The following is a 14557-nucleotide window of genomic DNA, read 5'->3' as shown; positions in this document are numbered from 1 at the left end:
TCTGTCCATCATCAAAAGCTATGGCTCGATAAATGAGGAAAAACAAAAACTTATATTATTGTCGGCTTGAATCACTAATCAAGCCTTCTCTGGGTCTTCCATTATTTATTCAGCAAGCCCTACTTACAGTCACAATTCCCTACAAGCTTGTAAATGCAAAAGCATTGCTAAAAAAAAAACGAGGCAGAGTTTCGATTGTTTGAGAAAATCGAAACTCTGCCTTCAGTAAAAATCAGAAATTAACAACTTCCCATTTTTAATCTTTCAGTAAACTTGGACAAGTCAGAACAAACACGTCTCGCGTACCTTCACCAGAAACTAGCGGTTGGATAGGAGTAGTGTAGTGAAAAAACTCGTCATCATTGACTAATAGCAAGTCCCCTGGATTGAGGATTTTATGAAAAACTGGACTCTCCTTTTTGGATTTATACAGTTCGGTTTCCCCACCTTGAATATTGTTCCTATCCACAGAAAATATTCCGACAAAATCAGTGCCATCTCTATGAATGCCTTCAGGCGCTGGGTTTCCATAATTATCCTGTGAACAGGTAGTTCTGATTTGATGAACTCCAATTTCAACAGCTTGTTTGTCGAGTTGACAGTAATCAATAAAAGCCAACACCAGCTTTTTAAAATCCTCAAGTTTTATCATGTCATCATCGAGTTCGGCAAACTCTCTTTTAATGTCTCCTAATAATGGATTGTGTTTTTTGCTTTGGAACAAGTAGCCATGAGGCAGCTTGATTAACTCATCCCCCAATACTTTGAAGCGAGACAATCGTCTAAAGCGATAATTACCTTTGATATAAGGGTCAACAGGAAGATTGGTAAAGAATGGCTTAAACTCCTCAATGTTTACTGACTTGACTTTGTGCAAAGTAAACATCATGGCATAAGCCAAGTTTTTGACTTCAGATAGCGTTTGCATAGCTTTTTCTCCAATAAGCATTGATCCCTATATATTCAGCCTCTTTATAAGGACTCTATATCAAGCATAGATTCAGAAAAATAAAAAACTATTATATTTGATACAAAACTCATATAAATTTTTGATGAAGCTGGTTGCCATTTTGTGTAGCACTCCTAAATGATTCGTGAAGGTGAGATCCCCGACTTTTTGGAGAAGTCGGGGATCTCAAGAGCTGGCTCACAACTCAAATAGGATTGCTATATAAAACTTGCGGTTATCGCATCTTTACGCCTGGTAAAAAGCTTTAAGACCGCACCGCATGAACCAACGCCTGACACGCTTTAAAAAAAATGCCTACATCCACACCTAGCCCGACATACTGAACCCCAGCATCAATCCACTGCTTCGCGGTTTCCGGATTATCGGCAAAGGTGCCAGCAACTTTCCCAGCGTTGCGGATGCTGGCAACGCATTTCTGCATCAAGTCAATAACCCGCGGGTCGCTTACCTGTCCGGGAATTCCCAACGACTGCGACAGGTCATAAGGGCCGAGAAATATAACATCGATGTGGGGGACACTGACAATCTCTTCGATGTTTTCCACGCCGCGCCTGCCTTCGACGTGAACGACAATTAAAGACTCTTGGTTTAGCCGATCGGTAATTTGCGTCCCTGCCGACCCATACACGCCAGCCCTGGTGTAGAATGATAGACCGCGAGAACCAAGAGGGCTATACTTGGCACCACGCACAACGTCTGCTGCGTCGGCTTGGGTTTCAATCTGAGGCACCTGGACACCTGCACTGCCGATGTCTAGCGCTCGTTGGATTTGTGGCGCGTCATTCTTGCTGATGCGTATAATAGGTGCTAATCCCACGCAGTCTGCTGCACGGCATAGGTCTTCGGCAACTAGCGTGTTTAAGGCACCGTGTTCCATATCAATGACAGCGAAATCAAATCCGGCGTGTCCGCAGATTTCAATAAATGCGGGATAGGCGCAGTTGATAAATGGGCCTATGACGACTTCGCCCTGCTGGAGTTTTTGTTTGAGTTGGTGTTCACGCATCCTCAGCTTTTACCTCAATGGGTAGAAAAGTTGCCTAAAACTTATAATGTTTTAATCTTATAAATAAAATTGACTTATTCTAGGGGTTAAGTACGCTGTTTCCTGTTTGCCATGCCTTTGCTCATCCTGGTTGCCGATGACGATCCAGGGATTCGTCTTTCTATTAGCGATTATCTGGAGCTGTCTGGTTATTCGGTCATTACAGCCGAGGATGGTCAAGCCGCACTCGGCTTGGTTGAGAAGTATCATCCTCATTTGCTGGTGACAGACATTATGATGCCTCGGATGGACGGCTACGAACTGGTGCGGCAGCTTCGTCAGCGTCCAACCTTCCGCTTGCTACCTGTGATTTTTTTGACAGAGCGTGCCAGTACCTCAGAACGGATTCAGGGGTATAAGTTGGGGTGCGATCTCTATCTGCCCAAGCCGTTTGAACTGGAGGAGTTGGGGGCGGTGATTCGCAATTTGTTGGAGCGATCGCAAATGATCCAAGTCGAGTGGCGATCGTTCATCCAAGGTGGAGCTGCACCAACACAAGAAGTCGAAGCTTCTCCACTTTCTCCACCTGTTGCTTCCGTGATACTCAATCTCACTCAGAGAGAACAGGAAGTTCTAGATCAACTCACCAAAGGTTTATCTAATGGCGACATCGGCAACAAGCTGCACCTCAGTCCTCGGACGGTGGAAAAGCACGTCAGTAGTCTGCTGAGAAAAACGGAAACTAACAACCGATCCGAATTGGTGCGTTTCGCTATGGAGCATCATTTGGTGGAATAGTCAATATTTAATAGCTAATTGTTTAAATGCCATTAGCTCTAATGTGTTGCAGCAGCCCCTCACAGGCATCTAACAGTAAATCTATGACTTTATTAAATCCTTCCGGGCCACCATAGTAGGGGTCAGGAACTTCCTTGGCGGTATGGTGGGTGCAGAAGTCACACATTAGCCGCACTTTGTCCTGATACTTGAGAGCTGGATCAAGGGAGAGGATATCTTGGTAGTTTTCTCGATCCATTGCCAAAATTAAATCAAATTCCTCAAAGTTTGACTTTTGAAATTGCTGCGCTTGACCCTGAAGCGTAATTCCACGCGCCTTAGCGGCTATTGCCATGCGTCTGTCTGGAGGACTGCCAATGTGATAACCTCCAGTACCGGCAGAATCGCAGCTAATGCGATCGCTTAAACCCTCTTGCTCAATCAAATGGTTCATGATGTTTTCTGCCGCAGGCGAACGGCAAATATTACCAAGGCAGACGAATAATAACTTGTAGGGCATATGGTAAGATATCTACTTTTGTACTCTTATGCAGTAACGATTCCCTGAATACCGCACCAGCATTTAGGGAAAAGTCTGTTGGCACAGCAAATTCATCATAGGTTGTCATCTACCACGCTGTTAAGTTTAGCAACGAAATTGCAGCATAGCGCGATCGCTTGCCGAAGGCAAAAGGCAAAAGGCAAAAGGCAAAAAAGAATAAATATTTACCTTGGCTTTTTAACTTTTAACTTCCCTTGTTCGTTGCTCATTTGAGGTTCATTACTTGATGTTTAAAAAGTCCGGCTACAGCTACAAATCTTACCAAAAACGCCGCCAGCCGCCTCAGCTTCTCCTCGTACTCCTAGCCCTGCCGCTATTCTTGATTTTTCTAGAATTGCTGGCACGGGTTTTTGTGGGTGTCGCAGGCAAAAGTCCCGAATTGGCAGCCTATGAAGGCGAACCACCAGAAGTTACAGCTTACCGTCTTAAGTTCCTCGATCAAAACCAGCAACCCTTCGACGGTCTACCCAACTATGGGCATCTGATTGCTAATCGGCGTTTATCTGTAGGATATGAGCTGGCTCCTAACCAGAAGAGCAAATTTTGGCGCATTAACCAACAGGGTTTTCGTGACAACGAAGCGGTTCCCCTAGCAAAACCTAAAGATGAAATTCGGGTTTTCGTTTTGGGCGGATCAACCGCCTTTGGTCACAGGAATTTGAGTAACCAAGAAACTTTCGCTAACAAGCTTGAAGGTAGTCTCAATATACGAGTAGCCAAGCAAAAAGCAGCTCCGGAGAACTTTCGCCCAGATTTTTTGCCTTACTACAAGCCAGAACGAATAAAAGCCCTCTCCTTACCGCTACGGATTCGCGAAGGCAAATATCGCGTCATCAATGCGGCAGTACCAGGCTATACTTCTGGCAATCAACTGGCTCAATTAGCGCTCCAAATTTTGCCTTATAAGCCGGACGCGATCATAGTTTTGGATGGGTATGCAGACTTAATGTTGCCCAGCACCGAAACCGAAACGGATATTCCTCATTTAGACAAATTTCTCAACAATGCGCCTGGGCATCTATGGTTCGTGCTGAGCCAGGATATTAAGCGTTGGCTAAGTCAAACGTATCTAGTGAAAGCAACGCAGTATTGGGTGTTGAAACCGCAGCCATCGGTGGATCAGCTGAGTATGGCGGTGAGTGAGGAAAGTTTGCCTTTAGAAGAACGTTTGGCGGCTTCGCCAGCTGAGTTAAAGCGTCGGGTTGAACGCTATAGCGATCGCATGAAGCAGATGGCTATTTTGACAGCACCGGCAAAGATTCCTTTGCTTGTGGTTACTCAACCCGAAATTACCGGGCGCTCAACAAGCAGTATGTCGGAAAAAGAGCGACAGCTTTTGGGCGAACTAGGTTCAACCTACACTCAACGAGTCAAAGACGGTTATGTACAATTAGCCGCAGCCAATCAGCAGCTAGAGCGAATGTATGGGCAAAATGTGAAAACGTTGGACTTCTACAAACTTTACGAGAAGTCTCCCCGTCAGGCTTTCTCTGATGCCGTTCACCTGACGGATGAAGCTAATACAATCCTGGCAGATAGACTCTACAAAACTATGTTGGAGTTACCTCTGCTTCAGATTCCAACCCAGAAGCCGAGATAGGGGTTGGGGGCTGGGGACTGGGGACTGGGGACTGGGGACTAGGAACTAGGAACTAGGGACTTAGGGACTAGGTAAGCCTTCTTCGTCTTTCCCAATCCCCCAATCCCCAATCCCTAACTACATCGGTAGATCGAGTCCACTGGTGAGTTCTTCCATGCGCGATCGCATGGTTGCTGTGGACTTCTCGTAGGCATCTTTCATTGCTGCCGTCATCTGTCCAGAAAGGGCTTCTGCCCCCAGATTGTAGGCATCTGCTGAAATTTCTACCCGCAGAGGTTCTTGATTACCGCTCAAGTAAACCTTGATGGTGCTATTGTCGTTAGTTCCCTCAATCTCCATTTGCTCCAGTTCTTCCTGAAGCCTTTTAGCACCTTCTTGAACCTGCTGGGCTTTTTTGAAAGCTTCGGCTAGTTCTTTCATTTTGCCTAAACCGAAGCCGAATCCTTTTTGTGTCATGACTATTTAACGCTGTATTAGTTGGACTTGCAAGTCTATCTCGATCTTAGTATTCTTGAGGCCGTGCGACATCTCTACACAGGTTGAAAGTCGCCTAAGATTTTCACTTCCGGCTCTAAAGACAGTGACCACCGATGTTCCACTTGCTGCTGAATATAGCGGATGAGTTGGAAGATATCACTAGCTTTGGCACCGCCGCAGTTAAGGATAAAGTTAGCATGGCGCTGAGAAACTTGAGCGCCGCCAATTTGGTATCCTTTCAGACCAGTTTGTTCAATCAACCAAGCTGCTTTGTGGGGGTTGGGATTGCGGAAAACGCTACCACAGGAAGGCAAGTTGTAAGGTTGACTGGTGCGCCGTTGTTCTAGATGTTTGCTGGTTGCTGCCATAACGAAGGCAGGATCGGCTCCAGGCTGAAGCTTGAAGGTTGCTTGGGTGACTAAGCGATTGCCTCCTTGCAGTATTGAGGTACGATAAGCAAATTTGAGTTTTTCAGGGGTAAGAATTTCTATTTTCCCGTCTGGTGAGAAGACTTGGGTGTTGGCCAAAATATCAGCAGTACAGCTAGTGTGAGCGCCCGCATTCATCACCACTGCGCCGCCGACTGTACCAGGAATGCCGACTGCCCATTCTAGCCCTTGCCAACCGCGTTCGGCTGCTTGCCATGCGAGGCGGGCTATCGGTTCCCCTGCACCTGCACTCACTAGACCCGTTTCGGGGTCAAAGTGAGTTTGACGGAGATGGCGAGTACAAATAACTAAACCGGGAAGCCCGTTATCACTTACCAGTAAATTTGAACCAGCCCCCAACAAAGTGATTGGTAACTCCTCAAAATTAGCCCATTCAAAACTGGCTTGCAGTTCTTCGATGCGACGGGGAGCCACGTACCACTCTGCGGGGCCTCCGACTCTGTAAGATGTGAGTCGGTCGAGAGGTGCTTGCGATCGCAATAAACACTCAGTTCCTGGTAAGTAAAGGGGTAAAGATTTCAGGGATTCTTTGCTGGGGTTAACAGAAGCGTCCAAAACGCTTGGTGGATCATAGGAAAGAGTCATATCAATTCGCTAATGAGAATGCCGAGACAGCTGACACCACGGAAGAAAGGCCATTATTTATAAGTCATTGGTTATTAGAAAAGCTGTAACCAATGACTTATGACTATTAACTACTTCCTTCTTTTTGATAGAAAGCCATGACCTCTGGAATAATTTGATTCAGGTTCCCAGCTCCCAAAAACAGAGCTAAGTCACCTGGTTGAAGGATTTGGGTAAGCAACCTACTGATGTCGGGCAGAGACGGTTGGTAGTAAACATTGGGATGATGGGTTGCAATTAATTCTGCGACCTGTTCACCGCTAATCTGCCCCAAATTTGGTTCTCCCGCGCTGTAGATATCACTGAGGACAACAATGTCGGCATCCTTAAACGACTGTGCAAATTCTGCCAAAAAAGTGATAGTCCGGCTGTAGCGATGTGGCTGGAATATTGCCACAATCCTGCGCGGTGCTTTGACTTGCAAACGTGCTGCCCCTACTGTGGCGATGATTTCGCTGGGGTGGTGGGCATAGTCATCCACAAAGCAGATGCCATTGCTCTCGCCCCGCAGCTCAAATCGACGGCGTGCGCCCTCGAAGGATGCGATCGCTTCTGCAATTACCCCAAAATCTACACCCAATTTGCGCCCTACAGCTACTGCCGCCAGAGCATTGCTCAGATTGTGCGCCCCTAGCAACTTCACTGAAAGTTTCCCTAAAATTTTTCCTTGTTCCCAAACTCTGGCCTCTGTGCCGTCAGCTCCATAATTAATCTCATCGACGGTGTAATCAGCCCCAGAGTCCCGCCGCAGGCTATAACTAATTTCCGGTTGCAAGGAATCTTTAACTACCGCGCAATCGATGCAACCTATGACACTTTTACACCGAGAAGCGAATATCTCGAAGGTGTTAATCACTTCTTCGAGGCTATCGTAGTGGTCTGGATGATCCAGTTCAATGTTTGTCACTACCCCAATGGCAGCTGAAAGTCTAGATAAAGAACCATCAGATTCATCTGCTTCTGCAACCAGATAAGGCCCTTCTCCTAAACGCGCATTGCCTTCCCAGGCATTTACTTCTCCACCTACCACAATTGTCGGGTCTAACCCGGCTTTTAACAGCAAATACCCAATCATGCTGCTAGTTGTGGTTTTGCCATGAGTACCAGCGACCGCAATACTCTGGTAATCCTGAATCAAAGCTGCTAGTAAATCCGAACGATGAAAAATCGGACAGCCTAAATCAAGTGCTGCCCGATATTCAGCATTTGCCGGATTGATTGCTGTGGAACAAATCACTTGCGGCAAGGTCATCGACATTACTTTCCCATTCGTAGATGACCATCGACCGCCAGAACGGACAAGTCCGTTCTTGTCTGGTTCCACAGAAGATTCTTTTGCGTCGCTTATGCCTATAACTGCCGCTTTCTCCGCTTCAGTGTCTCTACTCGGTTGAAAAAATTCTAAGTTTGAGGCATCTTGACTACCAAAAATGTGAGCGCCGACTGCCTGCAAACGCTTGGTAATATGGCTCGAATGAATATCCGACCCAGATACAGGCAACTTACGTTTAGCTACAACGTAGGCGAGAGCTGACATTCCAATTCCACCAATGCCGATGAAATGAAATGGCCTCCCGGTAAAATCAACTGTATTCGGCATTTTAGCTCCTTACACACCACACCACATCCAGGCTGCACCGATAACACGCGCTATCATATCAAGAATTGATTTTTCTCGATACAACCTTGCCGAGATTTACAATACAATCCCAGAGCGCAATTCGATAATAAGAGTATTTTTGTTTCACGCAATACCCGCACTTCAAGAGCGTAGCACTAGGCACCCTAGTTAGATTAACTACACGCTAGGTTATTCCTGACCCAGTAGCTTCTATCATGAGATGGTTTTTATCTTTACTCGTCAAAATTGCTTACACTCCGGAAACTTCTTGAAAAGACTAACACCATAGTTGGTTGCAATTCATCCGAGTTTTCACTGTTGGACAAAAACGATGGGAGACAAGCTGGGTTGGCTGTTGTATTATGCAAAACTGGGGAATTTTGGGTGGCACCTTTGATCCCATTCACTGGGGACACCTGTTGATGGCGGAAACTGCCTTAATTCAAGCGGATTTGGACAAGGTGATCTGGGTACCAAGTTTCTCTCCTCCCCACAAACAAGCGATGGAATTTGAGCATCGTTCCTCAATGGTGCAACTAGCGATCGCTGACCATCCCAGCTTTGCTCTAGCACCCGTAGAGGCAAATCTCCAGGCTATAGATTATGCCATCTACTCCCTGAATTACCTCCAGTCTTTATACCCCCACACCCGCTGGCACTGGATTATTGGCATGGATGCCTTCACAACCTTACCCCGTTGGTATCGCCGTCAGGAACTTGTAACAAACTGTGAATGGTTGGTGGCACCGCGTCCATCAACTCATGTCCAGCTAGATGACACCCAGGTTGCTCAACAGCTGGCTCTCCAAGGTATGACGATTCGCTCTTCGTTGCTTGCCATGCCAAGTGTGGGCATTTCATCAAGTTTGATTCGGCAGTATTGCCGCCAAGGACGTTCGATTCGTTACTTAGTCCCGGAAGCTGTCCGAATTTACATCGATACCCACAAACTTTACTCAAATTGATTGGCGAATAATGTTCTTAAACTTACGCAACATTGAAACCGATTGATTTTGGAGTCTACACAATCTCCAATTCCTCAATCTAAAATCCCAAATTGCTTCGGTGAGAGTTTATGCAGCCAGAATATTCTTGTTTTTTGTGCTATTTGTTATAAAAGATAGATAATAGTCAATAATGAGAGACAATAGAAGTAAATATTCTAGAAAAAGCTTATTATGAGCAATTGTCATATATAAAAGCTGAAATCAATTATTTTGATAGAAATTCAGGGTAAAAGACTGCTTGAACTGATGGTGTACAGGATGATTTGGATACGGATGCCCCAGTTCCTAAGCAGACTCGAAGCTTCACAAACGAGCGATCGCTATGCTGCCAAGTTGCTGATGGCTGTTGAACTTGGGCGATCGCTACTGGCTTTTCAGACCAGCAAAACTCACCTACTTGAGTAGAAACAAATACCTGCCGATCCCCCAACATACTTAATTGTGCGAAGTCTTACGTGACCAAACATCGAATTGTTCAGCAGTTAGCGCTATGTATGAGCGCCCTTTGCGATATGATTGGGGTCATCAACAGGAAATTACTGTAGGTCAAAAGACAGAGGGCAAGTAGCAGTGATTAGAGTAGCGATCAACGGTTTTGGACGCATCGGACGTAATTTCATGCGATGCTGGCTGGGTCGGGAAAATAGCAATATGGAAGTCGTTGCCATCAACGACACTTCCGACCCAAAAACTAACTCCCACTTGCTGAAATATGACACCATGTTGGGAACGTTTAAGGCTGACATCAGTCACGATGACAACTCCATCATCGTCAACGGCAAGACGGTAAAATGCACATCGGATCGCAATCCCGAAAACTTGCCCTGGAAAGATTGGGAAATTGACCTGATTATCGAATCAACAGGCGTTTTTACCAGCAAGGAAGGGGCATCCAAGCATTTAACCGCTGGAGCAAAAAAAGTTTTGATTACCGCTCCCGGTAAAAACGATGACGGCACCTTCGTGGTGGGTGTCAACGATCAAAACTACGATCACGATAAGCACGTTGTCATCAGCAACGCCAGTTGTACCACTAACTGTCTGGCTCCCTTTGCCAAGGTGCTTAATGACAACTTCGGCATTATCAAAGGGCTGATGACCACAACCCACAGCTATACTGGCGACCAGCGTTTACTAGACGCTTCTCACCGGGACGTGCGCCGGGCAAGAGCAGCAGCAATGAACATTGTCCCCACCACCACAGGTGCGGCTAAAGCAGTAGCTCTGGTGCTGCCAGAACTCAAAGGCAAGCTGAATGGCCTAGCTCTGCGGGTTCCGACACCTAATGTTTCTGTAGTGGATTTGGTGGTCAACGTTGAGAAGAAAACGTTCGCCGAAGAAGTTAACCAAGTTCTTAAGGACGCAGCTGAAGGTCCCTTGAAAGGCATTCTGGAGTATAGCGACCTGGAGCTTGTCTCTTCTGATTATCGCGGTCACGATGCCTCTTCGATTGTGGATGCCAGTCTGACGATGGTTATGGACGGTGACATGGTTAAGGTTGTCGCATGGTACGACAACGAGTGGGGTTACTCTCAGCGGGTTGTAGACTTGGCTGAACTGATGGCTAAGAAGTGGAAAAGCTAAGAGTAATTAGTTAGTCGGTAGGTGCTTTTGCATTGCAACTCGAATCCGTCGCTAAAAGTGATGGATTCGAGTTGCAATGCGAAAGCCCAGACAGTCAGTTTTAACTGCTGACGCCAAATTAATAACTAAAATGCTGAAATCCTTGGTTGAGGGTGAGTTGTTTGTCGGGATAGACACCAGAGGAGTCTACTAACAAGACGTTGGCTTCGGTAGTAATCCCGATAACAGCTGCCCCCTCGCCCAATCGTTCCACTAATATTTGGGCTTTTTCTGAAGGTAGGCATAAGACAAGTTCAAAGTCTTCGCCGCCATATAAAGCCCAGTCCAACGCTTGCTCAGTTGAAACCATTTGGCTGAGGGCAGCTGGAATGGGAATCGAGGCGCGATCGCATTTTGCACCCACTCCACTACATCGGCAAATTTGCACAATTGCATCTGCTAAACCGTCGCTGCTGTCCATCCCAGCAACGGGGATGGGGGATTGGGAATCCAAATCCCACAGGAAAGGTAAGACATCTAGGCGGGGTTTGGGGCGCTGGTGCGCTTGGATTAAAGATACTTTCCCGGCTTCGGTGAGATTTTGACCGGATTGTAGGTTCAGTAACAATTCTAAACCCGCTCTTGAGGCTCCGTGAACTCCGGTGACGACAATAGCATCTCCAACTTGAGCAGATGAGCGCCGGATAATACGATTTGGGGAAGCTTCACCAAAGGCAGTAATTGCTATTGTATTGACTGGCGAACGGCAAATATCACCGCCGACAATAAATGTATTGTAATGTTGCAAGCATTCGGTTATTCCCTGGTAAAGTCGCTCCACCCAGGTGACGAGTGTATCGCTTGTAAGACTTAAACCTACAGTAATTCCCAGTGGGGATGCGCCCATTGCGGCTAAATCGGATAAATTGGCAGCAGCAGCACGCCAACCAGCGTCTTCTGGGGATGTCGTGCGATCGCTAAAATGGGTTCCATCCACCAGCATATCCGTTGTCACTACCAATTCTTTACCCGGCTGAGTTTTCATTACAGCCGCATCATCTCCCACGACTTCCGCCGGACAGAAGCGTTGCAATCGTTGTAATAAACCCTGTTCCCCGATGTCTTGAATTTTCATGGAGTTTTGACGAACCGCAAAGAGGAGAGTGTGTTCAAACAAGCGATCGCACCCTGAGTAAATACTAAGCGCGATCGCTAAAATATACCCATACTTCTATCATGACTACCAACAACGTTCTAGGTTTAGTCTCAAAATGACAACCACGCTAATTCAAAATCCACAACGATTTCTGTTAAGAAATATTAGCTGACAGACTTATCAAGCTTTGCTCAAAGATATAGAAGAACAGCGGGGGATTCGCCTGACTTACGACCGAGGCTTATTGGAAATTATGGCTCCACTAGCTCCTCATGAAGGCTACAAAAAACTCTTAGGACGTTTTGTGGAAACTCTGACAGAGGAATTAAATATTAATATTCGCAGCTTAGGTTCGGGAACTTCTAAGCGTGAGGATTTGCAGAGGGGATTTGAACCAAATCAGTGCTACTACATCCAGAATGAGCCGATTGTCCGAGAAATAGAGCAAATCGACTTAAATCAATATCCACCACCTGACTTAATCATTGACATTGATATTACTAGCAGTTCTATTAATCAATTTGACTTGTATGCTTTTAGGGTGCCGGAAGTCTGGCGTTATGACGGAAGACGCTTAAGATTCTATCAGTTAGAAGAGAAACAATATTTAGAGCGCAATACATCTCCTACTTTTCCTTTTCTCTCACCATCCGAAATTGTGCGGTTTCTGGAACAGCAAAAAACTGTGGGAGAAACAGCAATGATTCGGTTGTTCCGCGAGTGGGTGAGAAGTCAAACACAGTAGGAGGATTGGGAAAAAGCGCGATCGCATCCTCATCTCTCCTCATGTCCATTCATTATCTGAAGGTGGCAAACGCAGTTTCGGGAAGCGGTAAAAAGTATCGCCATCATTATCAACTTCTGGCATAGCACCTAATAACTGTATCTGACGATCCAGGTATTGCTTAGCCACTTGAGCATCTACTCTAGCTGCTGCTGCCAATTGGATCAGAGAAATGCAGCTATTTTGAGCTTCTAGTAATTGATAAAAAGCATTTTCTAGCTGTCTTTGTTGCTGTTGTTGCTGCGAGGTACTATGAAACAACATAATTGCCATTACACTCGCGGCGACTACAAAGATTACTTCAAGAATTGGCATAAAGTTCTTAGCAAGTAGGGTGGGCATTGCCCACCCTACTTATAACTCTACATATCAACTAGATGTTTATGCTACTTGTGGCTGAACTAGATTTTTCGCCCCTTGGACGACCTTCGCAGATTCAACCTTGTCACCTGCTTTCAGCTTTTGCAAGACTTCTTTGCCTTCAGTTACATAGCCAAAGACGGAATATCGCCCATCCAAGAGGTTGCGTCCTGCTGGGGTCAGTTCTGGTTCAAACAAGAAGAAGAAGAACTGGGAAGAACCACCATCGGGTTCCCCTTCAGGACGTGCCATCGCAACCGCACCGTAGGCGGAGAAGGGAAGCACTGGCTGATCGCGATAACGTCCAGCATCTTCTAAGGTAATGCCATAGACGGGTTCTTGGTCGCCTCTGGCTAGCACTTCTAAGGGGATATTGCGGTACTTGCCAGTTTTTGGGTCAATGAAACCTTGATCTGGCCCTGGTGGATCTCCCACTTGCAGCACGTAGGACTCTTCGGCGCGAACAAACTCCAGACCATCATAGAAGCCGCGCTGAACTAAATCGACAAAGTTACCAGCAGTCACGGGCGCACTGTAGCCGTCAACCACTAAAGTAATAGTGCCTTGATTGGTTGTCACTTCCACGGTGGCGCGACCTTTGAGTTGAGGCAGGTTGCTGTACTCTGATGGCACTTCGTAGGGGAAGCTTTGCACCATCATTTCTTCCAACTGTCCCACCATGTCGAGCAGTTTACCGCGCTCAGTCCAGGTTTGTTCTTTATCTTTGGCTTCCACCGCCTCTCGAAGCTGGGAGATTTGCTGCTTCATGTTATCTATGAGGGCAAGGGCTTCGGGTTTTTGCGACTCTGGGATGTTGGCGAGTAATTCGGAGACGCGATCGCTCAGAATCCGATCTGCCCTGGTAATATCGCTAGTGATGGGACTCCAGCGTTTACCTCGCAGTTGGTTCGCGATATCTTCCAAACTGCTTTGCATATTCCGTATTTCTTGGTTCTCAATGGGTAGGGCATACCGTAGCAATGCTTTTCCGTCTGTGATCGCATTTCCAGATGGCAACCCACTATCGCGGACACTTTTGGCTGATGTGTCCCACCAAGCAGCACTAAGTCCTACTGAGAGAGTAATCAGCAGTAGCGCTAAGACGCTAGTTTGAGCCAAGCGCTTGCACCAATTGAGTATAGAACGGTTTTTTTGAAGCATAAATTAATCCCTGGGTGCTGCCAACCAGTTACGGCGGAAGCTTTCGTCAGCTGAAAAACTCCATTCTTAATCTTGCCATACGGGTGTTCACTAGGGACTGGGGATTAGGGACTGGGGATTGGGGACTGGGGACTAAATGCTGAGTTATAGCAATTTTATTTCAGGCACGGAAAATTACCATCTCCACCAGTCCCGGTTTCTTAAAAGTTACCGGGTTTCTTCACTTTCACTAATCATTTAGGGCTGCTATAGCAATCCGAGCCAGAATTGTACAACACTAGCCCTTTAGATGCCCGACTTCTTAGAGAAGTTGGGCATCTCGCCTTCACGAATTATTTAAGACTGCTAGGCTCTTCAGTACTTAGTATGCTAAATACATAGCGGAACAATAAAAAGAGAGATAACTTTATTGTATGTAATAGGGAGTAAAGCCCGATGGTGATTGACACATAGGGCGCATT

General features: G+C 46.3%; 16 protein-coding genes. 6 read left to right on the top strand and 10 right to left on the bottom strand.

From position 1 onward, the window contains the following. Window positions 1-256: 256 nt before the first annotated feature. Both NDI42_RS27385 and NDI42_RS27380 read right to left on the bottom strand, forming a co-directional pair. Window positions 257-928 carry a 2OG-Fe dioxygenase family protein gene (locus NDI42_RS27385; protein WP_190458495.1) on the bottom strand — a complete coding sequence of 224 codons (672 nt, stop codon included), beginning with the start codon at window positions 926-928 and terminating at the stop codon, window positions 257-259. Between the two features lie 286 nt (window positions 929-1214). Further along, window positions 1215-1976 (bottom strand): HpcH/HpaI aldolase family protein, encoded by a 762-nt coding sequence (locus NDI42_RS27380; RefSeq protein WP_190458493.1) that lies wholly within the window; start codon window positions 1974-1976, stop codon window positions 1215-1217. A 111-nt stretch (window positions 1977-2087) separates the two neighbouring features. Here NDI42_RS27380 and NDI42_RS27375 point away from each other — a divergent pair, with 111 nt between their 5' ends. Then, a complete protein-coding gene (locus NDI42_RS27375) occupies window positions 2088-2753 on the top strand; it encodes a response regulator transcription factor (protein WP_190458491.1) in 666 nt (221 codons plus the stop codon). A gap of 22 nt (window positions 2754-2775) precedes the next feature. Here NDI42_RS27375 and NDI42_RS27370 read toward each other — a convergent pair whose 3' ends face one another. Beyond that, complete coding sequence (locus tag NDI42_RS27370; RefSeq protein WP_190458489.1) at window positions 2776-3252, bottom strand: low molecular weight protein-tyrosine-phosphatase; 477 nt, start codon at window positions 3250-3252, stop codon at window positions 2776-2778. After that, entirely contained in the window at window positions 3218-3361 is a 144-nt protein-coding gene (locus NDI42_RS27365) for a hypothetical protein (protein WP_190443988.1), read from the bottom strand. The genes NDI42_RS27370 and NDI42_RS27365 overlap by 35 nt, the downstream gene beginning before the upstream one ends. A gap of 159 nt (window positions 3362-3520) precedes the next feature. Here NDI42_RS27365 and NDI42_RS27360 point away from each other — a divergent pair, with 159 nt between their 5' ends. Continuing rightward, entirely contained in the window at window positions 3521-4894 is a 1374-nt protein-coding gene (locus NDI42_RS27360) for an SGNH/GDSL hydrolase family protein (protein WP_190458487.1), read from the top strand. Window positions 4895-5011: 117 nt separating this feature from the next. Here NDI42_RS27360 and NDI42_RS27355 read toward each other — a convergent pair whose 3' ends face one another. The 3 genes from NDI42_RS27355 to murC form a co-directional block, all read right to left on the bottom strand. Further along, window positions 5012-5350 carry a YbaB/EbfC family nucleoid-associated protein gene (locus NDI42_RS27355; protein WP_190458485.1) on the bottom strand — a complete coding sequence of 113 codons (339 nt, stop codon included), beginning with the start codon at window positions 5348-5350 and terminating at the stop codon, window positions 5012-5014. Between the two features lie 74 nt (window positions 5351-5424). Next, window positions 5425-6405 (bottom strand): UDP-N-acetylmuramate dehydrogenase, encoded by a 981-nt coding sequence (murB, locus tag NDI42_RS27350; RefSeq protein WP_190458483.1) that lies wholly within the window; start codon window positions 6403-6405, stop codon window positions 5425-5427. A gap of 106 nt (window positions 6406-6511) precedes the next feature. After that, window positions 6512-8044, bottom strand: coding sequence for a UDP-N-acetylmuramate--L-alanine ligase (gene murC / locus NDI42_RS27345; RefSeq protein ID WP_190458481.1), 1533 nt, complete (start codon window positions 8042-8044; stop codon window positions 6512-6514). A 383-nt stretch (window positions 8045-8427) separates the two neighbouring features. Here murC and nadD point away from each other — a divergent pair, with 383 nt between their 5' ends. From nadD to NDI42_RS27330, 3 genes are all read left to right on the top strand, one after another. Next, window positions 8428-9030 carry a nicotinate (nicotinamide) nucleotide adenylyltransferase gene (nadD, locus tag NDI42_RS27340; RefSeq protein ID WP_190458479.1) on the top strand — a complete coding sequence of 201 codons (603 nt, stop codon included), beginning with the start codon at window positions 8428-8430 and terminating at the stop codon, window positions 9028-9030. Between the two features lie 315 nt (window positions 9031-9345). After that, window positions 9346-9477, top strand: coding sequence for a hypothetical protein (locus NDI42_RS27335; protein ID WP_277876884.1), 132 nt, complete (start codon window positions 9346-9348; stop codon window positions 9475-9477). Between the two features lie 165 nt (window positions 9478-9642). Next, window positions 9643-10656 carry a type I glyceraldehyde-3-phosphate dehydrogenase gene (locus tag NDI42_RS27330; RefSeq protein ID WP_190458478.1) on the top strand — a complete coding sequence of 338 codons (1014 nt, stop codon included), beginning with the start codon at window positions 9643-9645 and terminating at the stop codon, window positions 10654-10656. 118 nt (window positions 10657-10774) lie between these two features. Here NDI42_RS27330 and thiL read toward each other — a convergent pair whose 3' ends face one another. After that, window positions 10775-11770: a thiamine-phosphate kinase gene (thiL, locus tag NDI42_RS27325; RefSeq protein ID WP_190458476.1), complete on the bottom strand. Its 996-nt coding sequence runs from the start codon at window positions 11768-11770 to the stop codon at window positions 10775-10777. A 208-nt stretch (window positions 11771-11978) separates the two neighbouring features. Here thiL and NDI42_RS27320 point away from each other — a divergent pair, with 208 nt between their 5' ends. Next, a complete protein-coding gene (locus tag NDI42_RS27320; protein WP_242017785.1) occupies window positions 11979-12536 on the top strand; it encodes a Uma2 family endonuclease in 558 nt (185 codons plus the stop codon). A gap of 39 nt (window positions 12537-12575) precedes the next feature. On the opposite strand, the gene NDI42_RS27315 is transcribed toward NDI42_RS27320, so the two are convergent. After that, window positions 12576-12917, bottom strand: a complete 342-nt coding sequence (locus tag NDI42_RS27315) for a hypothetical protein (RefSeq protein ID WP_199301447.1) — start codon at window positions 12915-12917, stop codon at window positions 12576-12578. A gap of 39 nt (window positions 12918-12956) precedes the next feature. Continuing rightward, window positions 12957-14096, bottom strand: a complete 1140-nt coding sequence (locus NDI42_RS27310; protein WP_190458474.1) for a peptidylprolyl isomerase — start codon at window positions 14094-14096, stop codon at window positions 12957-12959. Window positions 14097-14557: the final 461 nt, after the last annotated feature.

Origin of the sequence: Funiculus sociatus GB2-C1, assembly GCF_039962115.1 — a bacterium.
Lineage (GTDB): Bacteria > Cyanobacteriota > Cyanobacteriia > Cyanobacteriales > FACHB-T130 > Funiculus > Funiculus sociatus.
This window is presented reverse-complemented; position numbering and strand designations above follow the sequence as displayed.

What these genes read in the sequence shown, in the direction of transcription:
- NDI42_RS27385 (WP_190458495.1), bottom strand. Translation starts at nt 928, where the DNA reads ATGCAAACGCTATCTGAAGTCAAAAACTTGGCTTATGCCATGATGTTT.
- NDI42_RS27380 (WP_190458493.1), bottom strand. Translation starts at nt 1,976, where the DNA reads ATGCGTGAACACCAACTCAAACAAAAACTCCAGCAGGGCGAAGTCGTC.
- NDI42_RS27375 (WP_190458491.1), top strand. Translation starts at nt 2,088, where the DNA reads ATGCCTTTGCTCATCCTGGTTGCCGATGACGATCCAGGGATTCGTCTT.
- NDI42_RS27370 (WP_190458489.1), bottom strand. Translation starts at nt 3,252, where the DNA reads ATGCCCTACAAGTTATTATTCGTCTGCCTTGGTAATATTTGCCGTTCG.
- NDI42_RS27365 (WP_190443988.1), bottom strand. Translation starts at nt 3,361, where the DNA reads ATGACAACCTATGATGAATTTGCTGTGCCAACAGACTTTTCCCTAAAT.
- NDI42_RS27360 (WP_190458487.1), top strand. Translation starts at nt 3,521, where the DNA reads ATGTTTAAAAAGTCCGGCTACAGCTACAAATCTTACCAAAAACGCCGC.
- NDI42_RS27355 (WP_190458485.1), bottom strand. Translation starts at nt 5,350, where the DNA reads ATGACACAAAAAGGATTCGGCTTCGGTTTAGGCAAAATGAAAGAACTA.
- murB (WP_190458483.1), bottom strand. Translation starts at nt 6,405, where the DNA reads ATGACTCTTTCCTATGATCCACCAAGCGTTTTGGACGCTTCTGTTAAC.
- murC (WP_190458481.1), bottom strand. Translation starts at nt 8,044, where the DNA reads ATGCCGAATACAGTTGATTTTACCGGGAGGCCATTTCATTTCATCGGC.
- nadD (WP_190458479.1), top strand. Translation starts at nt 8,428, where the DNA reads ATGCAAAACTGGGGAATTTTGGGTGGCACCTTTGATCCCATTCACTGG.
- NDI42_RS27335 (WP_277876884.1), top strand. Translation starts at nt 9,346, where the DNA reads ATGCCCCAGTTCCTAAGCAGACTCGAAGCTTCACAAACGAGCGATCGC.
- thiL (WP_190458476.1), bottom strand. Translation starts at nt 11,770, where the DNA reads ATGAAAATTCAAGACATCGGGGAACAGGGTTTATTACAACGATTGCAA.
- NDI42_RS27315 (WP_199301447.1), bottom strand. Translation starts at nt 12,917, where the DNA reads ATGCCCACCCTACTTGCTAAGAACTTTATGCCAATTCTTGAAGTAATC.
- NDI42_RS27310 (WP_190458474.1), bottom strand. Translation starts at nt 14,096, where the DNA reads ATGCTTCAAAAAAACCGTTCTATACTCAATTGGTGCAAGCGCTTGGCT.